The following is a 21,767-nucleotide window of genomic DNA, read 5'->3' on the forward strand; positions in this document are numbered from 1 at the left end:
TGCTCTCATTTTGAAGTGAAAAAACTTGCCGTTTCAGACAGCGCGGAGAGCTGTACCATAAATGACGTCGAAAATTAAAGTGTGGGGAAGGTTCGTGCCGATTCCGATATGCTTATGACTGCAAGCTTCCGAACACTGGCGTAACAATATCCCGCTTAAATTGCCCAATCGCATCATCGGTGTCGATCGTATAGCCGCCTTCCAGTCCGACAAATCCGGAGAAGCCGGTTTCTTTAATTGCACGCAAAATATTTACGTAATTTAGCTCGCCCGTGCCTGGCTGATTGCGGCCTGGATTGTCTGCAATGTGGAAATGATTGATTCGGTCGATATAATGGGTGGCGTTGCGAATGACATTGCCTTCCGTGACCTGCTGATGATAGACGTCGAAGACGAGCTTGACGTTCGGGCTGTCTACCCGATCAATCACTTCCACCGATTCATCCGAACGCTGAAGGAAATGTCCGTAATGGTCCACAAGTCCGTTGAGCGGTTCCACCTCCAAGACGATTCCGGCTTCTTCGAGCAGTGGCGCGCAGCGTTTGAGCGTCTCCACCATTGCGGATCGCTGAATCTCGCGAGGCACGCCTTCCAGCTCGTTGCCTGTCTGAGAAATAATTGAAGTGACATTCAGAATCTTGCACGCTTCAATCGTATCGCGTATCCCAGCGATATAATCGTCTCTGAATGATTCATCAACTAGATTGAAGAACTTCGTGCATGTTGCGCTGATGCCAACCCCGATGCGCTCTTGCTCCTTCGCGATTTGTTTCAGATCATCAAGATTCCACCACGAATAATACTCCAATCCGTGCAGGCCATGCTCCTTAATTTTCTCCAAATGATAAATGACATCTTTCCCGCTATAAGCGCCGATGCACAATGAGAACTTCACAGTCGATCCCTCCAATCACTAGTATGAACCAAGCAATACAGGTTTTCCCGAGACGGCAGATTCAGTGGCTGCAATCGTAATTTCGTGAGTTCGGAGGGCATCTTCATAATTGGACTTAATGCGGGAGGTATCGCCAGTACGGATCGCATGGATGAACGCTTCATCTTCAGCGATTGTGAGATCAATCCCATTGGAGTGGGTCTGAACGTCCTCAGTCTCGATCACCTTCAATGAGGTGTCACGCACCTCAAGCACACCTTCGTCCGTGTAGATATCGAGTCCGACGTGGTGGCTGACGGGCATCATACAGGTGTTGGAAATGGTGGCAACCATGCCGTTCGCAAGCTTCATCGTAACCGTCCCGACATCGGGAACATCGGTTCCTTCGACTTTCTTGCCCATGGCTTGAAGCGCGTATGCGGCATATACTTCGTTCACTTCGCCGCACAAAAAGCGAAGCATGTCGACGATATGCGTAGTCTGTTCGACGAACTGTCCGCCTGATCCTGTCATCACTCTCCACCAAGGCACCATCGGCATTCCGCCCATCCAGTATCCGAGTGCCATGCCGGGAGTCCTCTCAGCCAACAGCTTCTTAGCTAAGTGTGCCGTTTCGCTGTATCGCCAGTGATACCCGACGGACGTGATCAGCTTTTTGTCCTTGATCGCCTGACTGATGGCGGCGGGGGTGTCGCGGTTGATGCCGATCGGCTTCTCTACAAGAAAAGGGATTGATCGTTCGATCAATTGCTGTTCGGCATCCCCGTGGGCCAGCGGTGGAACGCAAATGTAGACGCCATCGAGCTTACTGTCGTCCAACATGTCGTCCAGCTTCGCGTACGCTTTCGCATCATTGTGCTCTGAAGCCGCTTTCTGTGCACGGCCAAGGTCAACATCGTAGAATGCAGTCAAGGATACGCCTTCGATTTGAGCTAAGCTGCGGATATGATGATTGGCGATTCCCCCGGTTCCGATAAATCCAAGCTTCACCGTCATAATCGTGATCACTCCCGTTACAAGGATATAACAAATATCAACTTTGTAAGTTATTCTAATCGAACCCAATCCGTAATAAAATATCAGATATAACGCTTTCAATATCGAAAAATGAAACTGGAGGAGCGGTTATGGATATCAGCTATGGCAGGCATTTCATAACAACGGAGCGTGACCGGGGGCTGCCGCTTCACCTGGGCAGTGTCGGCTTGATGACGCACCAGGGATCCATTTATCGGGAACACGGCTATCACGCTTTCCACTGGCTGCATACGGTAGAGGGAGTCGGTGAATTCTCGGTGAACGGCACAACGGTGAAGTTGTATCCGAATCAGGGCATCTTGCTCAAGCCGAACGTAAGCCACAGTTATCGTGCGGAAACTAGCATCTGGTCGACATGGTTTATGACCTTCGACGGGGCGCTCGCCAATCCCATCACAGCGTCACTTGATCTACAACACATGCAGCCGCTGAGCTGGGGTTCCGACTCGCCGCTTGCAGAAATCCACCAGCAATACGATCATAAATGCAATCATAGCTTCGATCTGGCCGGGGTTAACGGTTCGCTAGAGGTATATACCTTCCTGACGCTTATCAAGCAGTTCGGACAAGCTGGCAGTGAACCCTCCTTATCTGAAGGTCATGAGAGGCTCGCTCCTATTTATTTGCTCATTGAAGAAGCTTACGGGAGCCCTGATCTCGGGCTGGAACGGATGGCGAATACGCTGCAGGTCAGTCCGCAATACTTGAATACGCTATTCCGCAAGAGCTGGGGAATAAGTCCCTATCAATATTTACTGCAATTCCGCATTCAGAAATCGAAGGATATGCTCCTCTCTTGGAGATGCCCTACTGTGAAGGAGATTGCTGCATCTGTGGGCTTCCAAAGCGATAGTCACTTCGTCCATACGTTCCGTCGAGTGACCGGCATGACACCGCTACAGTTTCGAGCGCAATATGGGGAATAGGTGGAGCCAAATAATGGGGAATACTGTACAAGTCCCAGTGATAACGGATGAGATAGTTCTCTTTCTGATTTCATTGGATTCAGGCTGCTTTATGATATATTGAAGTGAATAAGAGCTTATTCCGTAAGACAACCCATTGCAAAGGAAGTATGAATCATGAATCTAGAGACGGTCATGCAAGAGCTTGAAGCTCTCGGCAAGGAACGCACCAAGAAAATATACCTATCCAATGGCGCGCACGAGCCACTTTTTGGAGTAGCTACAGGTCAGATGAAGCCTATCTACCGGAAAATAAAACGCAATCAGCCATTAGCGGAGGAGCTCTATGCTACAGGAAATTATGATGCGATGTACTTTGCAGGGGTAATCGCGGATCCTGAGGCAATGACTGCGGCGGACTTCGAGCGGTGGATTGATCAAGCCTATTTCTATATGCTATCGGATTATGTGGTGGCCGTAACGCTGGCCGAGACAGATATTGCGCAGGAAGTCTCCGATAAATGGATTGCAAGCGATATAGAGCTTAAAATGTCAGCAGGCTGGAGCTGTTATTGCTGGATGCTTGGGAATCGCCCGGACAGTGAATTCTCTGAAGCCAAAATTGCGGAAATGCTGGAACTTGTGAAAAATACGATTCATGATGCTCCTGAACGTGCGAAGTACGCGATGAATAATTTTATCTACACCGTGGGCGTATCCTATCAGCCGCTTCATGATAAGGCAGTCGAGATCGCAAAGGAAGTAGGCCCGGTGGAGGTCAATCGCGATTCTGGAAAGAGCAAGTTCTTAAATGCATCCGTGAATATTCAAAAGGCGGTAGAGAAGGGGCAGATCGGCTTCAAACGGAAATATGTACGGTGTTAGTTCTTAAATCTTGAGTGAATTACGAAGGGTTATGCGATGCCAAAAAACGATAATATGCTGGCAATATTGTGGTTGCTGAATTCGGGCGCCAAAATGACTGCCAAACAAATATCCGAAAAGTTAGAAATAAATATTAGGACTGTCTATCGATATATTGATGCACTATGTGCCAGTGGAGTGCCTATCGTATCTGATTCAGGTCATTATGGCGGATATAGCTTGCTCAATCATTTTATCAGAGCCCCTCTGCTATTTGATATGGAGGAGAAAAAGGCACTCCTTCATGCTGCCATCTTTGCAAAAGAAGCGGGATATCCTCTGAGCGAAGTATTAGACAATGCGACATCGAAGTTGAAAAAGTATTCGAACCAGGAGCAGGAACGCACACTTAATCGTCAGTTAGCAGGGTTTGAAGTAATCAACGAAGGGGGAGCTCCTTCTATTCAGCCGGTATTGCTGGAATTGGAGCAGGCTGTAGAACAGGAATGCTCTCTAGAAATCGATTACCGCACAGTCCGGGAGGAGCAACCCAAGCATAGGGTCATAGACCCCTATGGGACAGTGAACTGGAATAATAAATGGTATACCGTTGCATTTTGCCACCTAAGGAATGAGCTCCGCATCTTCCGGGCAGAACGGATTGTACAAATCAAGCGTACGTCCATCCGATTTAAGCGTCCCGAAGCCTTTTCAGCTCGTGAGTTTGTTAAGCAAAACTTGCTGCCTGATTTGGTGGGCAATGACAGAGCGTTTTCTGTAATTATCGAGGGCAGAGCAGAGGCATTGGACGACTTATGTCTGCACGGGTTCTTGGGGCACTATTTGCAAGAGAGGACGGCAAATCAAGCAATCTTTGTACTTGAGGAAGAATCAATGGATACTTATGTTCCTCATCTTCTCTTATCCTATGGGAAATCGATTCAAGTTATCGAGCCACAGCTGTTGAAGGATAAACTTATTGCTGTTGCATCGGAATTAATGGAATATTATCAACGAAAATAACTTCACTGACAGCAGTTGTCAGTGAAGTTATTTTATGATGAAGACAATCATGGATTACCGATAGATGATGGGAATCCGTTGAATATTTGGTAGAGAAGGAGAACGTACACATGAGTAATACGGTATATCTGTATGTATTTGACACAATGTCAGACTGGGAGATCGGTTATGTAACTGCCGAATTGAATTCGGGAAGATTTTATAAAAAGGGGATGTCCCCCTCAAAAATAGTTACTGTAGGGAATGAAAAGACTCCTGTGACGACGATGGGTGGATTGAAGATACTCCCTGAAATCTGTCTGGAGGAGTGCAGCATGGCAAGTACCGATGCATTGATTTTGCCTGGTGGAGATACATGGACAGCACCCATTCACCAACCGATCTTACAAGTTGCCCAGAGATGTGTAGAGGAAGGTATACTGGTTGCCGCGATTTGCGGTGCTACGATAGGATTGGCCCAGACAGGATTGTTGAATTCTCGCGAGCACACAAGCAATGATCTGGAATACCTGAAGATGGTCTGTCCCACTTATGCAGGCGAACAGCATTACAGGAGGGAGTCAGTTGTAACGGATGGGAAATTGATTACCGCATCTGGAGTAGCACCATTGGAATTTTCTGCACACATCTTGAGAGCATTAGATGTGTTTTCAGAAACAACATTAGATGCTTGGTATAGTCTAAATAAGACCCATAAACCCCAATATTTCTTTGAGTTGATGAACTCAATCCAATAAAGGTATCAGCATGAAATAAATCGGCTTCGGGTGAAACGAAAGTATGATCCGCATAATATGTTTCGTTTTGCCCAAGACAAAGAGGCTGCACGCTGGCTTACCCAGGTACAACCTCTTTTGCTATTTTTATGCCCCAATATATTTCACTGCAAACCATGAAAGCTAAACGAAGTTTCTCGTATCATTGTTACGTCCGAATTTGTACGTTGCAATCAGGAAGAAAACAACCGCAAAGGCGAATAAAATCGTCAGATGAAACCAGATATTGCCCATCGCTTCTCCGGACTGTAGTTTGTCGATCGACTGCAGCGCCCAACTCTGTGGCATGAAGTCGGAAATGCGGCGCAGCATTTCAGGCATAATGCTTCTCGGGAAGAAGCAGCCCGCGAGCAGACAGGTTGGAGTCACAATCAGATTTTGAAGTGCTCCGGCCATCGCCGAGTTCTTGGAGAAAGCTACGATCACCAGCGACACACTGACGGATACAAGCGCAAAAAGCGTTAGAATGAGAAGCAATTCCCCCATTGAGATTCCTGAATCCAGGTTAAACACGACCCGCATGAAGAACAAAGCGACGATAACTTGCGCGATCATGACGATAATATTCACCAAAACATTCGCCAGCACATAGGTCCTCGCATTGATCGGAGAAGAAAGAATGCGGTAATAGGTTCGGTTCTCCCGGTATTTCAAAATCAGCTCCGATAGCCCGGTCGCAGAGTTCATCATAAACAAGAGCAGAAACCCGATGGATTGAAACGACATTGCTTTGGTTACAGATGTATCATTTACGGATTGGGACGTCAGCTTAAAGTCCGAGGAATGGTAAGCATCATACAGCTGCCGGAATTTGGCTTGGTCGCCTCCAGATATTTTCGCCATTGCCGCGACATTATCGATATATCCGTGCAGCATCGATTTCATGTACGCCGTTACTTGAGCCCCTTTCACGGATTCGATGGAAATATGGCCCGGATTCCCGTTCAGCACGCTCTCCGAATAACCCGAGTCGATAATCAAGCCGCTGTCCAACTTGCTCGCAGCCAGCTGTTCCTTGAGCTCGCTTGCCGTGACATTTACGATTTGCACATGATCGAGACGCTGCACAAAACCGATCGTATCCACCGCAATCTGTTGACCCTGATCATCGTTTACCACGCCAACCCGTAATTGTGTCTGCCCTTGTTGGCCATACAACAGTATGGAACCCAAAATACCGATAATCGGCAGACCGAAGTATATTAACAGCGCACTGCGTTTGCGAAATGTCGCAATCAGCGTTTTGGTAGCTAGAAACCAGATCTCACTCCACATCTTACAATCCCTCCCGGCGTCTCATCACGATAATTGATGCACCTAGAAACAATACGGCGAAGCCGATGTTTATGCAAACAACCGGCCAGGCTGCCGATACGTCATTTCCGTAAATCACTTGCGTCAGACCATGGTTAGCCCAGCGGATGGGTGACAAATTGATGAGGAATCCCATCAAGCCGCTGCCAGAATCATTGCCGATGGGGAAATAGGCTCCTCCGAAAAAAGACATGAGCTGAACGATCAAGCTGACGACATTGCGGCCCGCCCTGCCTTTTATCATATAGCCGCAGGCAAGGCCAAGGCCCATCGCCATGATGACCTCTGACAGCAGAACGATGGCAACGATCCCCATATGGCTGCCCCAATAAGCTTTAAACACATATTTGCTGAACAGGATCATCGCTGCCACGCACAATACATTCGTCATCATTCCGCCCAAAATCTTGCCCGTAAAAATCTCGCTTTTACTTACCGGAGCTATAATAAGTCGATTCCCTGTGCCGCGACTGATCTCGCTCTGGATTAGCCCGCCTGCCGACATGGCCGCCCACATACCGACCATCACGGTCATGGCGAGCGCATAATAATCGACGGAGCTTGGCGTTCGGTTCGGCGTTATGGACATTTCTTTGATGTAGTCTGTTCCGCTGCTTGCGAACACCGCCTCGGTTTGGTCCGGATCGATCTTGGCTACCGCCACAGCCGCATTATATTTATCCGTAAAAGACGCCAGCATCCCCTGCACAATATTGCTTGCGATCGTATCGCGACTGCTGCCGTAGAGGGAAATTCCTTGCGGAGTCAACTCGACATAATCCACATAACGGTTATTTTCAACTTCCGTCCGTCCATCCATCCCAGGCTGAAGAGACTCAAATCTCACTCCCGTTTTGCTTACTTCCTTCGTAAAAGCGTTAAACGCTTGAGACAACTCTCCGCCGCCGGTTGAATCCTTTATCAAAACCTTCAGATCTCCGATTTTGACATCGGAACTGAATGCATTGCTCAGCGCCATACCCAGGATTAACATGAGAACGATCGGGAAACCCAGCATGAACACCAGCGTACGCCGATCGCGGAGATCCTGCTTTATTTCTTTTAATGCAATCGATAATATATTCACCGTGGCAACCTCCTTTTCCGCGATCTATTAATCCCGTAAATTGCGCCCGGTTAATGTAAGGAATACCGTTTCTAAATTAGGCTCCTGTTCTTCAACCGCGCGGATTTCTTTGCCATTATCCATAAGCTGCTTCAATATCCGGTTCAGGTTATCCACCGCGGCATCACTCTGAATTCGAATTACCTGTTCATCCTGAAGTACATTACGCACCCCCGGAATGGTCTTTAAACCTTCGCTTTCCCCGCCTTGGGACGATTTCAATTCAATGCGAATATCCTTGACGTCGGTGACCGTCGATTTCAGCTGCTCATTGGTTCCCTCAGCGATGATTTTTCCGTGATCCACAATAGCGATACGGGAGCAAATCTCCTCGACTTCCTCCATGTAATGGCTTGTGTAAATAATGGTGCAGCCGGATTCGTTCAGCTTTCGCACCGAGGTTAAAATATAATTGCGCGATTGGGGATCGATCCCCACGGTCGGTTCATCCATAATAATCAGTTTTGGTTTATGCGCAATGGCACAGGCGATGTTAAGGCGACGTTTCATCCCGCCGGAGAAATTTTTCGGGAAACTTTTGGCCTTGTCGCCGAGACCGACAAACGTCAGCGCTTCCTCTGTCCGCTCCTTCAGCTCGGTCCCCCGTAAACCGTACAGCCCTGCAAAAAAGCTTACATTCTCATACGCAGTCATATCCTCATAAATCGCTAAATCCTGGGGGACAACGCCGAGGTTCATTTTGGCAAAGCGGCTATGCTTCATGATGTCCTTCTCCAGAATCCGGATTTCCCCACCAGTTGGACGCAGCAGCGACGAAACCATATTGATCGTTGTGCTCTTGCCAGCTCCGTTGGATCCGAGAAAACCAAAAATCTCGCCTTCCCGAATGGACAGCGACATATTATCAACAGCGATAAAATCGCCAAATTTCTTTGTAAGCCCCCGGATTTCCAATACGTTCATCTATCATTCACTCCGTTTCGTTGTGCTTTTGATGTCTTTATCATAATAAAAAAGGATGCTCTTATATCAGTGCATAAGTTCATCCTTTTTACATGAGAAAATTCATATTTTGTTAGGAGAGGGATTAACGGCAAATGAGAAATTTCATTAGTCACCGTACGGAATCAGGGTCGTGATGCTAAAACCGCGGGTACCGTCGGCGACGACCGTCCCGTTGACGTGTGCAGTCCGCTCTTCCATCCCGATCAAGCCAAGGCCCTTGACGATTTTGGAGGCACCTTTGCCGTTATCGGCGACGACGGCTTTAATAAAACGGTTCAATACCCGGACTTCCACATGAACGGCCGAAGCGCCGGAATATTTGGCACTGTTGGTCAAAGCCTCCGTGACATTTTCATAAATAATTTTCCAATGAAGCGGTGTGATCTGATCGATGTTTCCTTCATGGACGACCGAGGTCATAAGTCCCGTTTGGCCTGCAAAAGCTTCAACCGCAGTCTTCAAGCGGCTAAACCCAAGCTGCTCCATGGGGGGCTTGTTATGTTTCAGCGTAATCCGGATTTCTTCAATCGCTTCCTTGGAGATGCCGATCGCGTTTTGCAGCAGCGTCTCCGCCGTTGCCGCATCGCTGCCCAGAAGGCGTTTGGCCGCTTCCATCTGAATTAGGGCGCCGGTCATTGCATGCCCGATGCCATCATGGATTTCCTGAGCCAGTCGGTTGCGCTCCTCCAGCTTGACCATATATTCCGAGGCTCTGGCGTATTCCCGGTTTTCGTTGAGGCTTTTCGCCAGCTTCTGCACGTCCTTGCGCATCCGTTCAAGCTCATCCTCCTGTTTGATGGCTCTCCCCATATAATGACGGACCATCACATAACCGAAGAAACTCCAAGCAGCTACAAAGACATACAAAATCATCATTTCACCGCGCAAAAGCAGTATCGGAAGAAATACGGCGATCAGCAAATAACCGTTTTTTCGTGGATGAAAGGACGCCAGCTCATTCATGCTAAACGGAAGCAGCAGTGCAAAATACGGATAGTGAACCGTGCAACCGACCAAATAGATGATAATTCCCAAAATAATTATCTGCTTGGTGACGCTCTTCTTCACGATATGCAAGACTAGATTCAGCGCCAAAAAAATTAGAAAATAGAATACAAACCATGGATCCGCCGCTGCCGCCGTAAAATAAGAAGCGATGACAACAAACAGCAGCATGATCATTTTATTGCCAACCGTCCAAACTTCCATGCGATAGCCTTTCCCTTCTCTAACGGGTTTTGCCCGTCAGATAATAAATCGCAATCTGTGTCCGGTGCGATAGCCCGGTCTTATTCAAAATTGCTGTGATATAATTTGCCGTCGTTCCTTCGGAAATAAATATTTCCTTAGAAATTTCCTTGTTCGATAGGCCCTGCGCGATGAGCGACATGACATCCAGCTCTCGTTCCGTAAACAAACTGCGGTCGAAAGGCCCGTCATTGGGGGAACTCTGCTCCCTTTCAGGACTGATTCCTGCTTTCTGCATTCCGATGGATGCAGTCGGGGCGGACATTTTACTCTCCGTCGACTCCCGGCTCCCTGACATCTGGGATTTGAGCTTTTCCAGCACCACATCCTGCAGGACGCTCTGCCCGTTGTGTATGCTTTTGATCGCATCGCGGATCCGCTCCGGGTCGGTGTTTTTCAGCAGATATCCCTTTGCGCCGAAGCGGATGGCATCCAGAATATATTCATCGTCATCAAACGTCGTTAAAATGAGCGGTTTGGTCGCCGTCTGCTCGCTAATCAGCTTGGTGGCCTCAACCCCGTTCATATTCGGCATCCGTACATCCAGCAAGGCAACATCTACTTCATGAGCCTGGCAGTATTCAACGGCCTCCCGGCCGTCCTCCACTGTGGCAAGCACGTCGAATTCCCCGAATGTGGTTAAAATAATCTTCATACCTTCGCGGATGAATGAGTTGTCATCGGCGATTAGTACGCGAATTTTCATCATACGCCTCCTTGCTTTATTTCAGCGTGATTTCATAAACGGCTTCTTCCTGCTGTGTATCTTCGAACCATTCCGTGCCGGCGTATGTAAAACCTATTTTTTCAAGAATCCTGCTGGAATCCGCATTTTGAGGGTCAACAGAAGCATGGATTCGCTTCACGCCGCCATGATTTTTGGCAAGCTCTAAGCAAGCCTTTGCCGCTTCTGTCGCATATCCTTTTCCCCAGCTTGACTTGGCAAAATGATAAATGAGTTCAACCTCATGGACTTCTCCCGATATATTAAAACCGCCGGCTCCTATGACCATGCCCGTTTCTTTTTCCACCACCGCATAGACGGACAATCCTTTTGCCTGATGACATTCGCGGTAAGCTGTAAGACTCAAAGGCAGCTTCTCATGGGCGGCGGCACCAAGACAGTATCGCATCACTTCCTCATCGCCCCAAAACCGCTTAGCAGCCTCAACATCCTCTTCTTCAAAAACGCGCAGAGCAAGACGCTCGGTTTCAATTTCATATGCGGATTTCATGTTTTATCTCCTTTTTAATGGAATTCCATGGGCCTATCCCCAGATCTTTTGATATTTATTGTACTCAAAGGATATTTTTATGGGAAGAAAAAAAGTACAGCCCCCATCTGACGATGAAGCACTGTACTTCCCTATCACTGATTTTCTCTTTTATTTTTCTCCAGCTCAGCTTGTAATTTAGCATTCTCTCTCAATAAACTCGCATTCTCTTCCAATAACTTTTGTACGTCTGGGACATCCTTGGCAGAAATCCAGCCGTGCAGATCATCTCTTCTTTCATACTCTGGCAATTGATCGCGCATAACCATCTTAATGTGCCGTATGTCTTCAACATAATAGGTAGGTACTTCCTCAAATACGGATTGTTTAAACTCTTGGAGCCTCTCATAATACTCCCCTACGACAAAGTCGTATGGCTTTTGTCTTAATGCTTCATCTGTGACAACGAAAGCAAATCTGGGTTTACCAACTTCCCCCGCATAATCATATTCCCAATGCGTATAACTCTTTGATTCATCATCAGGAAGCGTTAAACCATAGAATCCTCCGAGAATTAGAATATATATATCGGATTCATCGATCCATCTTTTCCTAATGCTCATCGGAGTTTCCTTGAAGAATAGCTCAACTCCTGCAGGAATATGCCCAGCTTTACGCACGGCTTCTACAGCGGTGTATCTTTCCTCAACCAAATCAGAAAAAGTAGACGATATGTAGATTTGTAGTTTTTTTTTCATAGGCCACCTTTATGAATTGAAATTAATATGGATCATACCGTCACATTACTTTATGTGTCAATATTTAACGATACTGTGTAGGTTACATGCGAAGGATACGAGAGAGAGGGGTACATCGTCATCGTGATTTTGGGATGTAAAGAAGTGTATATCAAAGTAAACAACTATCTATTACTGCGCATAAAAATGTCTCATAAAATCTATGGTGAAGAGGCTACTTGGAATAATTGGGCGTCAGGGTCAGGCTCATGTACCAGACTTGTACAAACGTAATTGTCATTTCAATCTAAGAAATGGGGATGAAAAATGAAGCAGAGTCAAAGGTATCCAAGACAAAGTTCGTTGTTGTTGTCACTTGTGCTAATCTTCTCGATTGTTTTTTCTGTCCATCCATCGCTACTGAATGCAGAGGGGGATATACCGCCGGAGGTTACGCAGGGGCAGGGAGATCAACAGCCTTTGCCTGAAACTCCTACTCAGCCGGAGCAAGGGGGAATCCCTCAGCCTGATCCCGATCCACAGCCACAGCCTGATTTCAATCAACAGCCCCAATCTGATCTCGAGCAACAGCCACAGCCTGCCATAGAGCAGCCTCTTGACCTTGCCACTGCGACGGGATATTTTCCACCCAACACCGCGGCATCTGGAAACGTGAAAAATATGGCCTTGCTGTACACCGGGTATTACGGCGGACGAACGACATACGAGGGAAAAGAAATCGGCACGTATGACAAAAATACATTGTTGCCTTATGTGGCGCACTACAACAGCAATAATGTGATGGACGACACCTTTTTTGACTCGTTCCTCTTCCTAGGAATCAATACGCCTGATTATCGGGATTTCGGCGATTCGGCGGATCCTGCCAAGTTTACCTACAAGACGGATTGGGAGTGGTACATCAACCGTATTTTCACTGCCAATCAACAGCTGGACGCCCTGAATCAAGCTACCCAGCAGGTTGCAGCCACGCTAAACCAACCAAACTACAAATCCAAGGTATATATTATGATACCTTATCCCAACAGTAGAATAACCAATTTCGGGGATGTCGATAACGACGGCATCAGTGAAAATTTAAAAACCAATCCCAGCAACTTGACCAAGGTGACCAAATGGTATATCGACACTGTACGAAGCAAATGGAGCCAAGCCAATTACAGCAACCTTGAATTAAAGGGTTTCTATTGGTTCCACGAAGATATCGACACCGGCAATCAGGGTGAGGTTAATGCGATCAATAACACTGGAAACTATCTGCACTCGCTTGGCTTGAAATATTGCTGGATTCCATACTTTGGTGCCGGGCAAAGCAAAAACGCGCATAACTATACCTTTGATTTCAGTATCCAGCAGCCCAACCACTACTTCGTCCCGAGTTCAGACTATTCGAGAATGACCGCTGTTACTACCCAAGCTCAAACCTACAATCAAGGCATCGAAATGGAATTTGACGAGAGAGCGATGTCTGACCCCGATTTTAAGAACCGGTTCGATAATTACTTAAAGGCTGGCGCAGAATACGGGTACATGACAGGAGCGATCAAAGGCTGGTACCAAGATATCTTCGGAATATATAACCTCTATAAGAACAAGAACAACAACGGCGTAAGCGGCATTTATGACGGTAGACAAATGTACGAAGACATCTACAAATTCACCAAAGGAACGTACACGATTCCAGGAAACCTGGCAAGCGGCAAGACGGCTGTAGCCTCTTCCAGCCAAAGTTCTTCTGTATCCGCCGATAAGGCGGTCGACAATAAGTTCGGCACCAGATGGTCAAGCCAGCAATATACAACTACGGAGTGGATTTACGTCGATCTCGGGCAAGCCTATAACGTTAACCGAGTTAGGCTGAACTGGGAGACCGCATATGGCAAGAGTTACAAAATACAAGTATCGAACGATGCAACCAATTGGACGGATGTCTATGCGACCACAACTGGCGTTGGCGGAGTCGACGATATTGGCTTTGTGCCAACAACGGCAAGGTATGTAAGAATGTACGCGACGGAACGAGGGACCATCTACGGGTACTCCCTTTACGAGTTTCAGGTATATGGGGATAGCGTTGGGTCCGCCACCACAGCGAATCTAGCGTTAAATAAGACAGCTTCGTCGTCTTCCAACCAAGACGCAACCCTTACGCCGAGCAATGCGGTGGATGGAAATACGGCGACAAGATGGTCTAGTCAGTTTACAGATTCAGAATGGGTAGCGATTGACCTCGGTCAGTCGTATAACATTAATCGAGTCATATTGAATTGGGAGCTTGCTTATGGAAAAGGCTACAAAATCCAAGTGTCCAATGATGCGGCCAACTGGACGGATGTATATACCACGACAACGGGTAATGGGGGCATCAACGATATATTCTTTACACCGGTGAATGCAAGGTATGTAAGAATGTACGGGACGCAAAGGGCTTACACCTTCTACGGATACTCCTTGTATGAATTCCAGGTTTATGGCAGCAAGCCAAATCTAGCGCTAAATAAATCGGCAACAGCTTCCTCCAACGAGACAGCCGCATACACGGCTGATAAAGCGGTAGATGGCAATCCGACGACGAGATGGTCCAGTCTATATTCCAACCCGCAATGGATCTACGTAGACCTTGGACAACAATATCGCGTCAATCAGGTCAAATTGAACTGGGAGTTTGCCTATGCGAAGGGCTACAGGATTCAGGTGTCGAACGATGCCCTCAATTGGGCGGATATGTATACGACATCAACGGGCGATGGCGGCATTGACGATATCTATTTTGAACCAGTAAATGCGAGGTATGTCCGCATGTATGCAACGAACCAGGGTACCGGCTACTGGTATTCGCTTTATGAGCTCGAAGTCTACGGCAACTGATCCACTGGCCATATGGTGTGAACTTTCCTAGACTGAAGCAGGTAAAACGCAAGTATGATCCCGATATAGTGTTTCGCTTTGCCCAAAGTATTCCGGTGGGGAAGCCGCCTCACCGTTAGGGAGGGGAATTTTCCCTATACTAGAAAACAGAAGAAAGCACCCTCAAGGGAATGCCCCTATATCGTAAGATAGGGGAGATAACCTTGGAGGTGTTTTTTTTGTGGACATATCAAAATCTACATCTTCAATAAATTCGATAACCTCCCCATTGGGACTGTGAATGAGAGCGTTTCTGACTACAAGTGGCGGTTCGCCAAGGGAAAGACTCGCCGGTTCTATAAATGGCTTGGCTCCATATGCGAGTGCTCTCTGGTACATATCCTCAACATCTTGGACATAGAAGGCGAGATGTAATAATGCCCCATGAGCCACCTCATCATCAGACTGTGCTTTCTTGCCTTGAGCAGGAATGACCGCGTCGTTATCAAAGACCTCAATACAAGTTCTTTGGTCAGGTGAAATCAGCATGGAGGCTTCTTTAATTTGAAAGGATGGCAGACTCCAGTGATGGCCGATCTTGAACCCTAATACTTCCGTATAGAACGCAATGGTTGCTTGATAATCTTTGGCTTGGATTGCCACATGGGCAAGACCTTGTATACTCATTTATAAGCCTCCTCTTCAGAGATGGTTCTAATTATAGGGGGATGAATTCGTAAAATGAATGCGAAAAGTGAGGAACATGTAGTAGAATGCATGTGAATATAAGGTTATGCAGGCTGAGGAGTTTATTTTATTAAAATCTCGTATTTGAGGTGTGCATCGTATGGAAAATGGGTTCGATGATATTGATCAAAAGATCATGCAATTACTTCAGCGGAATGCACGAATGTCGATTTCCCAAATCAGTAAAGAAGTGGCCATGTCGCAGCCATCCGTGAAAGAAAGAATGATTAAGCTGGAAGAAAAAAATATCATTTCCGGATATACGGCTGAATTTAATTTGCGGAATTTGAACAGAGGGACGACCACGTTTATTTTGTTAAAAACGGAACGGTGCCAAGAAGTCGTTGATTTTTGTGAACATGCCAAGGAAGTAACGGATTTATATCGCATTAGCGGTGAATACAATTATCTGATCAAGGTACAAACAGCATCCATCGAGGAGCTTGCCCAGTTTCAAGATGCTCTTGCAAAAATCGGAGTTTCAAAATCTCATATTAGTATGAAAAACATTCTAGAGAACAGGGTATTGCTCTGATAGAGGAAAGTACGGACATCAGGAGGCCTACTTGAAATGGAGGAACGAAACACATACCGAACAAGCCAGTTATCAGATATCCTTGGAGTGACTAGGGATGCCCTGAGATACTATGAGGAACAAGGGATTGTGAATCCGAGGCAAAATGAATCCAATCACTATAGGCAATATGACTATTATGATATCTATACCTTGATGGTGGCTGACTTTTATAAAAAGAGAAATTTATCGATAAAAGAAGTAAAAAGGCTGCAGGTAGGCAGCGAAATCGAAGAGCTTGGAGCTATATTAGGGGATAAAGCCAGCGAATTAGAAGAAACGATACGGCTGAATGCATACATGCTTCAAAAAATAAAGGAAACCCAACAATTCTGTAAGGATATCAAACAACATCTCAACCAATATTCTATTAGGGAATTCCCCGCTTGTGAAGTAATGGGGGAGATTTCTGATTTCACAGCCTTTCAGGAGTATCCAGTTATATTGGAGCATATGGACTCAATGAAGGACGATATTCTCAGTAAAATTATGAGGCAGTTTACGTTTGATGAAACGGGATTTCTGGATACGAAGATGTACATTGTGGAGAAGCTTGAAGCGAAGCCAACAGAAGAAGGATGCTATTTGGAGTTCCCCACATGCATCTACACGATTGTGGAGGATGGCAGGTTCCAAAACGGGAGCGGGGATATTAAGCATCAGGTTTTTGAACATACGTTAGCATGGGGACGGGAACAGGGGCTTGCACCCAAAGGAGTCGCTTTTGTGAATACCCGTCTGATCACGTATCTGGATAACATGGAGCGCGTATTTTTAGAAATTTATATTCCTGTCGAGGGAAAATAGGGACTTTATGATCGATCTATTGACCTGGGTGTAACACCATAGTTTATATTTGGAAACCAGTGGAGCATGAGCGCGCAAATTGTTCTATTGGTTTTTTGTTTTATAAACTAGTTACAGGCGGGGATTAATATGAATGGCATACTAAAAAGATATATTCTATGGACCTATGGCATATTCTATGTGTTTCTTCTTCTCATCGGGTTATCCATGTTGGTTATCAAATCTCAACCATTAGCCGAAGTGGTAAAAGTGCTATCAGCTTGGACGGCTACCTTTGTGTTCATCGCGATGTTCCGTAAAATCAAGCCTCAAGAAAACCTGATGGATTTTATAAAAGGTCAATTTCGTGCAAGGATACGCCTATCAACGGTACTGAGCGTTGTTTTGCTCCAATTATTTGTTTTAATAGGGAGTCTCTCCGTAGTAACTGCAGTTTGGAATGTGCCCATACGCGAGCAATTAGCTGATTCCTGGACGACACTGCTTCTCGTATTTGGCTATAATCTGATTCTGGGGCCACTAGGGGAGGAGTTGGGGTGGAGTGCATTTGTACTCGATGAATTGCAAAAAAAGTTCAGTCCGTTAACATCTGCGTTGATCGTTGGGGTCACTTGGGGATTCTGGCATGCGCCGCTATGGCTGATGACAGGCTTTTCAGGAATGGATTTAGTGCTGTATATTGTCTGCTTCTTGGTCTCCATTATCTCTGTCTCGATCATGATAACGGTATTCTATAATTTGAATCATAATCTCATGATCCCTATTCTCATTCATCAGCTTTTTAACTACTTTATGGCGATTCAATTGGGGGAACCTTTGCGTATTATTGTCGTTACGGCCCCATTCTATTTGATCGTTGCTGTAGGTTTGGTTGTAGTGAATGATAGAAAGTGCTTGTACAAATAAGTGAGGGACATACAGGTTCCGTCATGACTTGAAGGGTGAACCTTTTTGTAAGAAATGGTAAAGTGAAATGGAGATGACCTTTTCTACGAGGTGGGAGAAGCATGAAGGAATTATTGGTGAAGTACATGGCGAAATATACATCCCTTACTGAAGAGGAACAGCGGGCTGTTCTTGAAGATATTTATTTAGAGGAATATAAAAAAGGAACAGTGCTCCTTAGACAAGGAGATGTCCCTACGAATTGCTATTTTGTATTACAGGGATGTGTAAGGCAATACCTGATTCATGAATCGGGCAAAGAGGTCACGATCAACTTCTATACCGAGGAGCAAGCCATCACCAGCATCAATGCTCACAAACAAGATAAGTCGTCCGAATATACCTTTACCTGTCTGGAAGATACCGTGTTAGTTGTTGGCGAGCTGGCTGTTGAAAAGGACATGTTTCGAAAATATGGTCAATTGGAATCCTTAACGCGTCAGATGGTGGAAGAAAAGTTTAGCCAAGTCCAAGATGAATATGCTGCGTTTATCGCCTCGACGCCGGAAGAGCGCTTCAAGGCATTGCTGCAAAACCGGCCCGGACTAATCGATCGTGTGCCGCAGCACCAGCTGGCGAGTTATCTGGGCATTACGCCAGAGTCTTTAAGCAGAATCAAGAAGCGCGTCCATCAAGACAAGGAATAATCAATAGTCAGGCCGCAATAGGGGTCTTTCCGTCCTTTCCACCTTTGAACAGCATCCATAAACCTAAGCCCAATTCGCCGACGATCATCGGTACCGTAAATACATAGGTAAGTATGGTTTTGATCGCCTCATATTGTGGAAAAAACACGTTGCATAGGTGAACGAGGATGTAGCCTGTACCGGCAAGCAGCAGCAAGATACTGATGATTTTCGATATGTTGGCAGATCTCAGGGCCACACAACCGACAATCAACAGATGCCCGCCAAAAATAATTAGCCCAATCGACCAGATGGCGTCAAAAGCTCGTACATACAACATCGCTTGCGTCTGAAGCTGATCGGAGATTGCAGAATGATCTGGACTGCCCGTGAGCAACAGCACGAATAGTAAGTTTAGAATAGCGATCGCAAGTATTCCTGTATAGATGAGTCGGAACCATGCGCCGAGCAAGGAAAGTCCTTGATGGATAGGCTTTAGAACCATATAGAAAGCCCAGGCAACCACGATATCGGCTATCAGGATCAACAGCCAACCAAAGATTTCAGCCTTGAATAGCATGGTGGATGACAGAATGTTATGAAAGGTGGCGCTGGCATCTCCTTGTACCACAAGGCCAGCATGGACATAGCCATATGAGAAAAAGGAAGCTAGCGTCATGATGATCAGCGCTATGCCAGCAGTCAGGGCAGCTGTACGCTGATCGGTTCGTTGCATGTGTGTCGTAACCATCATCAAATCCCTCCAGGTGTTCTTTATGAATCCTATTGTAAGCAGAGGGTGATGATGGAGCATTGACTTAAATCAAGAGGAAATGAAAAGTACCTAAGAGAACGTTTAAGCGCCTAAGCCAAGGAAAGAAGTCTTCGGCTTAGGCGCTTAATGTCCTTGCCCCGCACTGATCCACCACAGGCTTAGGGCTGTTCATGGAAAGCATGAAAGAAACGATCATAGAATGTTGTTCGATCGCTACTAATTGGATGTTGTAGCAAATTCGATTCAGATTGATCGGATTCCTTCAAATGCGTTGATCACCAATTGTTGCACATAGGGCTCGTCCAACGCTTCGCCTGTTACAAGCAAGCGATAGAAAATTGGACCATAAATGAGATCAATGCATATACCAATGTCGAGATTTTTTTTCAATTCTCCGCGTTGAACCCCTTTCTCCAAAATACCCCTTGCTTCAAGTCGACGGGGACGGAAAAACCGAGCTCGATAGGCCTCCGCCAACCCTGAATCAAACTGACCTTCGCCTAATAACTCCGTAATGATGATACCCTCCCGACTTGTCAAAAACCGGGTTAAATTTGTAGCGTGAATTTGAATATCTTGAAATGTCGAACCCGTATCAGGCACAGGCAATCTGGCCGTGGCGGCGTGCAGGAAGCCATCCATTATCACGGCAGCCTTGTTAGGCCACCATTTATAAATTGTGGCCTTGCTGACTTGGGCACGATCGGCAATTTTATCGACTGTTACGGCTTGAAAGCCATTCTCCAACAATAAATCGTAAGATGCGGAAAGGATAGACATTTGCGCTTCTACATTACGCGGCCTACCTCTTTTTCCATTCATCTAATCATCACCTTTCATCCATACATATCTTGTCCGAGAAAAATAAACTATACGTTCAGTATACCAATTATGAATAAAAAATAAAGTTGAGGTCACCTATTTACAAAACTAAACGTTCAGTATATTATTTGGTTATCAAATTTATAAACTATACGTTCAGTATTTAAAAAAAGGGGAGGAATCTAAATTGTCTGCTTCAAAAAAACAAACAGTCGAGAAGCATATCCCGACATGGTTAATCATGTTTCTGGCTGCCGCATGCGGTATCATTGTAGCTAATCTTTATTATGCGCAGCCCTTAGTTGGGGTAATTAGTTCTTCAATCGGGTTGTCTGCAAACAGTTCCGGATTTATCGTGACGTTAACGCAGATTGGTTACGTAGTCGGGCTGCTATTTGTCGTACCTATGGGAGATATTGTTGAAAATAAAAGGCTGATTGTCGTATCCTTACTTCTTACAGCGGTTGCCCTTGCCATTACGGCATTGTCAAAGCAAGCTTTGCCGTTTTTAGCCGCTTCGTTTGTAATCGGTGTAGGATCAGTCGCTGCACAAGTGCTCGTACCTTTTGCGTCATACCTTGCACCCGAATCTTCACGCGGTCGTGTTGTCGGCAATGTCATGAGCGGATTGTTGCTTGGAATCATGCTCGCGCGCCCTGTGTCTAGCCTGGTAGCTGACTTCTTTGGCTGGCATGCCGTATTCGCTTTGTCCGCTGCAGCTATTCTTATTTTGGCGATCGTGCTGTCGAAGGTGTTGCCTGCAAGAAAGCCTTCGTTAGACACTCCCTATACAGAACTGCTTGGTTCGATGTGGCATTTACTGCGAACAACCCCGATCTTACGCCGTCGGGCTGCATATCATGCATGTGTGTTTGCGACTTTTTGCTTATTTTGGACAACAGTTCCGTTGCTTCTATCCAGCCCGATCTTTGGTTTTTCTCAGAAAGAAATCGCATTGTTCGCGCTTGTCGGAGTTGCGGGTGCAGTAGCTGCGCCTGTGGCAGGGCGTTTGGCCGACCGCGGCTGGACTAAACCCGCGACAGGGATTGCACTTGTTACTGTCATCATTTCGGTTCTGTTGCCGCTTATGATCCATACGGGTTCACCAATCGGAGTAGCTGTTCTCGTCGTTTCAGCCATATTATTGGATGCCGGTGTATCTGCAAATCTGGTACTCGGACAACGCGCAATCTTCTCGTTGAACCCGGAAATTCGTGGTCGTCTGAATGGGCTCTTTATGGCCATTTTCTTCTTTGGCGGTGCTATCGGATCCGCAATTGGAGGATGGATATACGCCACGGGAGGATGGAGTGCCGCGTTATGGATCGGAATGGCATTCCCGATTGCTGCCATCCTTTATTTTGTTACAGAGAAGAAGTAGGGGGACGATGACTCATTCGATCAGTGGGGGGAGGGTAAACATTTTACATTCTGTCCCATAAAAAAATCCCCTTTCCGTTCACTCGTAGCTCAGGGCGGCCTGATCTCACGTTGAGT

Annotated in this window: 23 protein-coding genes and 1 pseudogene; 12 read left to right on the plus strand and 12 right to left on the minus strand. The window is 46.3% G+C overall.

Annotated features, from left to right (window positions below; genetic code table 11):
- Positions 1-112 precede the first annotated feature (112 nt).
- Both BP95_RS0122105 and BP95_RS0122110 read right to left on the minus strand, forming a co-directional pair.
- A complete protein-coding gene (locus tag BP95_RS0122105; protein WP_028533265.1) occupies positions 113-895 on the minus strand; it encodes a TIM barrel protein in 783 nt (260 codons plus the stop codon).
- An 18-nt stretch (positions 896-913) separates the two neighbouring features.
- On the minus strand, positions 914-1,891 hold the full coding sequence (locus tag BP95_RS0122110; protein WP_028533266.1) for a Gfo/Idh/MocA family protein: 978 nt from the start codon (positions 1,889-1,891) through the stop codon (positions 914-916).
- A 131-nt stretch (positions 1,892-2,022) separates the two neighbouring features.
- Between BP95_RS0122110 and BP95_RS0122115 the strand changes: the two genes are divergently transcribed.
- The 5 genes from BP95_RS0122115 (at position 2,023) to BP95_RS34650 (ending at position 5,621) form a co-directional block, all read left to right on the plus strand.
- On the plus strand, positions 2,023-2,859 hold the full coding sequence (locus tag BP95_RS0122115) for an AraC family transcriptional regulator (RefSeq protein WP_021257479.1): 837 nt from the start codon (positions 2,023-2,025) through the stop codon (positions 2,857-2,859).
- Between the two features lie 156 nt (positions 2,860-3,015).
- The gene (locus BP95_RS0122120) at positions 3,016-3,723 is read left to right on the plus strand and encodes a DNA alkylation repair protein (protein ID WP_021257478.1); all 708 of its coding nucleotides are present in this window, start codon (positions 3,016-3,018) and stop codon (positions 3,721-3,723) included.
- A gap of 36 nt (positions 3,724-3,759) precedes the next feature.
- Entirely contained in the window at positions 3,760-4,725 is a 966-nt protein-coding gene (locus BP95_RS0122125) for a helix-turn-helix transcriptional regulator (RefSeq protein ID WP_028533268.1), read from the plus strand.
- A gap of 110 nt (positions 4,726-4,835) precedes the next feature.
- A complete protein-coding gene (locus BP95_RS0122130; RefSeq protein WP_028533269.1) occupies positions 4,836-5,462 on the plus strand; it encodes a type 1 glutamine amidotransferase family protein in 627 nt (208 codons plus the stop codon).
- A 15-nt stretch (positions 5,463-5,477) separates the two neighbouring features.
- Positions 5,478-5,621: a BBE domain-containing protein gene (locus BP95_RS34650; RefSeq protein ID WP_139070685.1), complete on the plus strand. Its 144-nt coding sequence runs from the start codon at positions 5,478-5,480 to the stop codon at positions 5,619-5,621.
- A gap of 3 nt (positions 5,622-5,624) precedes the next feature.
- On the opposite strand, the gene BP95_RS0122135 is transcribed toward BP95_RS34650, so the two are convergent.
- The 7 genes from BP95_RS0122135 to BP95_RS0122165 form a co-directional block, all read right to left on the minus strand.
- Positions 5,625-6,776 (minus strand): ABC transporter permease, encoded by a 1,152-nt coding sequence (locus tag BP95_RS0122135; protein ID WP_028533270.1) that lies wholly within the window; start codon positions 6,774-6,776, stop codon positions 5,625-5,627.
- 1 nt (position 6,777) lies between these two features.
- Complete coding sequence (locus BP95_RS0122140) at positions 6,778-7,902, minus strand: ABC transporter permease (RefSeq protein ID WP_021257474.1); 1,125 nt, start codon at positions 7,900-7,902, stop codon at positions 6,778-6,780.
- A gap of 27 nt (positions 7,903-7,929) precedes the next feature.
- Positions 7,930-8,865: an ABC transporter ATP-binding protein gene (locus BP95_RS0122145; RefSeq protein WP_021257473.1), complete on the minus strand. Its 936-nt coding sequence runs from the start codon at positions 8,863-8,865 to the stop codon at positions 7,930-7,932.
- A gap of 147 nt (positions 8,866-9,012) precedes the next feature.
- On the minus strand, positions 9,013-10,116 hold the full coding sequence (locus BP95_RS0122150; RefSeq protein WP_021257472.1) for a sensor histidine kinase: 1,104 nt from the start codon (positions 10,114-10,116) through the stop codon (positions 9,013-9,015).
- Between the two features lie 19 nt (positions 10,117-10,135).
- On the minus strand, positions 10,136-10,861 hold the full coding sequence (locus BP95_RS0122155; RefSeq protein ID WP_021257471.1) for a response regulator transcription factor: 726 nt from the start codon (positions 10,859-10,861) through the stop codon (positions 10,136-10,138).
- 16 nt (positions 10,862-10,877) lie between these two features.
- Complete coding sequence (locus tag BP95_RS0122160) at positions 10,878-11,390, minus strand: GNAT family N-acetyltransferase (protein ID WP_021257470.1); 513 nt, start codon at positions 11,388-11,390, stop codon at positions 10,878-10,880.
- A 134-nt stretch (positions 11,391-11,524) separates the two neighbouring features.
- Complete coding sequence (locus BP95_RS0122165; protein ID WP_028533272.1) at positions 11,525-12,127, minus strand: DUF4062 domain-containing protein; 603 nt, start codon at positions 12,125-12,127, stop codon at positions 11,525-11,527.
- A gap of 306 nt (positions 12,128-12,433) precedes the next feature.
- Here BP95_RS0122165 and BP95_RS32100 point away from each other — a divergent pair, with 306 nt between their 5' ends.
- Positions 12,434-14,995 carry a discoidin domain-containing protein gene (locus BP95_RS32100; protein ID WP_021257468.1) on the plus strand — a complete coding sequence of 854 codons (2,562 nt, stop codon included), beginning with the start codon at positions 12,434-12,436 and terminating at the stop codon, positions 14,993-14,995.
- Positions 14,996-14,997: 2 nt separating this feature from the next.
- Positions 14,998-15,114, plus strand: a pseudogene (locus BP95_RS32730) (BBE domain-containing protein); the annotation flags it as partial.
- A 43-nt stretch (positions 15,115-15,157) separates the two neighbouring features.
- Here BP95_RS32730 and BP95_RS31125 read toward each other — a convergent pair.
- Complete coding sequence (locus BP95_RS31125; RefSeq protein ID WP_021257467.1) at positions 15,158-15,661, minus strand: VOC family protein; 504 nt, start codon at positions 15,659-15,661, stop codon at positions 15,158-15,160.
- Between the two features lie 160 nt (positions 15,662-15,821).
- Between BP95_RS31125 and BP95_RS0122180 the strand changes: the two genes are divergently transcribed.
- The 4 genes from BP95_RS0122180 to BP95_RS0122195 all read left to right on the plus strand — a co-directional run bounded on the left by BP95_RS0122180 (position 15,822) and on the right by BP95_RS0122195 (position 18,694).
- Positions 15,822-16,256 (plus strand): Lrp/AsnC family transcriptional regulator, encoded by a 435-nt coding sequence (locus tag BP95_RS0122180; protein ID WP_021257466.1) that lies wholly within the window; start codon positions 15,822-15,824, stop codon positions 16,254-16,256.
- Between the two features lie 36 nt (positions 16,257-16,292).
- Positions 16,293-17,102, plus strand: a complete 810-nt coding sequence (locus BP95_RS0122185; protein WP_021257465.1) for a MerR family transcriptional regulator — start codon at positions 16,293-16,295, stop codon at positions 17,100-17,102.
- 129 nt (positions 17,103-17,231) lie between these two features.
- Positions 17,232-18,008 (plus strand): CPBP family intramembrane glutamic endopeptidase, encoded by a 777-nt coding sequence (locus BP95_RS0122190; RefSeq protein WP_021257464.1) that lies wholly within the window; start codon positions 17,232-17,234, stop codon positions 18,006-18,008.
- A 101-nt stretch (positions 18,009-18,109) separates the two neighbouring features.
- Positions 18,110-18,694 (plus strand): Crp/Fnr family transcriptional regulator, encoded by a 585-nt coding sequence (locus tag BP95_RS0122195; protein WP_028533274.1) that lies wholly within the window; start codon positions 18,110-18,112, stop codon positions 18,692-18,694.
- Between the two features lie 7 nt (positions 18,695-18,701).
- Here the strand turns inward: BP95_RS0122195 and BP95_RS0122200 are convergent, their stop codons facing one another.
- Both BP95_RS0122200 and BP95_RS0122205 read right to left on the minus strand, forming a co-directional pair.
- Positions 18,702-19,424, minus strand: coding sequence for a DUF4386 domain-containing protein (locus BP95_RS0122200; protein ID WP_021257462.1), 723 nt, complete (start codon positions 19,422-19,424; stop codon positions 18,702-18,704).
- Between the two features lie 267 nt (positions 19,425-19,691).
- A complete protein-coding gene (locus tag BP95_RS0122205; protein WP_021257461.1) occupies positions 19,692-20,270 on the minus strand; it encodes a TetR/AcrR family transcriptional regulator in 579 nt (192 codons plus the stop codon).
- Between the two features lie 121 nt (positions 20,271-20,391).
- Here BP95_RS0122205 and BP95_RS0122210 point away from each other — a divergent pair, with 121 nt between their 5' ends.
- Positions 20,392-21,651 carry an MFS transporter gene (locus BP95_RS0122210; protein ID WP_155987341.1) on the plus strand — a complete coding sequence of 420 codons (1,260 nt, stop codon included), beginning with the start codon at positions 20,392-20,394 and terminating at the stop codon, positions 21,649-21,651.
- Positions 21,652-21,767: the final 116 nt, after the last annotated feature.

Source organism: Paenibacillus sp. UNC217MF (genome assembly GCF_000686865.1).
Classification (GTDB): Bacteria; Bacillota; Bacilli; order Paenibacillales; family Paenibacillaceae; genus Paenibacillus_B; species Paenibacillus_B suaedae.

Excerpts from the sequence above, each read along its gene's own strand:
- BP95_RS0122155 (WP_021257471.1), bottom strand. The coding sequence starts at position 10,861 with ATGAAAATTCGCGTACTAATCGCCGATGACAACTCATTCATCCGCGAA.
- BP95_RS0122125 (WP_028533268.1), top strand. The coding sequence starts at position 3,760 with ATGCCAAAAAACGATAATATGCTGGCAATATTGTGGTTGCTGAATTCG.
- BP95_RS0122120 (WP_021257478.1), top strand. The coding sequence starts at position 3,016 with ATGAATCTAGAGACGGTCATGCAAGAGCTTGAAGCTCTCGGCAAGGAA.
- BP95_RS0122205 (WP_021257461.1), bottom strand. The coding sequence starts at position 20,270 with ATGAATGGAAAAAGAGGTAGGCCGCGTAATGTAGAAGCGCAAATGTCT.
- BP95_RS31125 (WP_021257467.1), bottom strand. The coding sequence starts at position 15,661 with ATGAGTATACAAGGTCTTGCCCATGTGGCAATCCAAGCCAAAGATTAT.
- BP95_RS0122200 (WP_021257462.1), bottom strand. The coding sequence starts at position 19,424 with ATGGTTACGACACACATGCAACGAACCGATCAGCGTACAGCTGCCCTG.
- BP95_RS0122145 (WP_021257473.1), bottom strand. The coding sequence starts at position 8,865 with ATGAACGTATTGGAAATCCGGGGGCTTACAAAGAAATTTGGCGATTTT.
- BP95_RS0122190 (WP_021257464.1), top strand. The coding sequence starts at position 17,232 with ATGAATGGCATACTAAAAAGATATATTCTATGGACCTATGGCATATTC.
- BP95_RS32100 (WP_021257468.1), top strand. The coding sequence starts at position 12,434 with ATGAAGCAGAGTCAAAGGTATCCAAGACAAAGTTCGTTGTTGTTGTCA.
- BP95_RS0122115 (WP_021257479.1), top strand. The coding sequence starts at position 2,023 with ATGGATATCAGCTATGGCAGGCATTTCATAACAACGGAGCGTGACCGG.
- BP95_RS0122150 (WP_021257472.1), bottom strand. The coding sequence starts at position 10,116 with ATGGAAGTTTGGACGGTTGGCAATAAAATGATCATGCTGCTGTTTGTT.
- BP95_RS0122180 (WP_021257466.1), top strand. The coding sequence starts at position 15,822 with ATGGAAAATGGGTTCGATGATATTGATCAAAAGATCATGCAATTACTT.
- BP95_RS0122165 (WP_028533272.1), bottom strand. The coding sequence starts at position 12,127 with ATGAAAAAAAAACTACAAATCTACATATCGTCTACTTTTTCTGATTTG.
- BP95_RS0122135 (WP_028533270.1), bottom strand. The coding sequence starts at position 6,776 with ATGTGGAGTGAGATCTGGTTTCTAGCTACCAAAACGCTGATTGCGACA.
- BP95_RS0122110 (WP_028533266.1), bottom strand. The coding sequence starts at position 1,891 with ATGACGGTGAAGCTTGGATTTATCGGAACCGGGGGAATCGCCAATCAT.
- BP95_RS0122185 (WP_021257465.1), top strand. The coding sequence starts at position 16,293 with ATGGAGGAACGAAACACATACCGAACAAGCCAGTTATCAGATATCCTT.
- BP95_RS0122130 (WP_028533269.1), top strand. The coding sequence starts at position 4,836 with ATGAGTAATACGGTATATCTGTATGTATTTGACACAATGTCAGACTGG.
- BP95_RS0122195 (WP_028533274.1), top strand. The coding sequence starts at position 18,110 with ATGAAGGAATTATTGGTGAAGTACATGGCGAAATATACATCCCTTACT.
- BP95_RS0122160 (WP_021257470.1), bottom strand. The coding sequence starts at position 11,390 with ATGAAATCCGCATATGAAATTGAAACCGAGCGTCTTGCTCTGCGCGTT.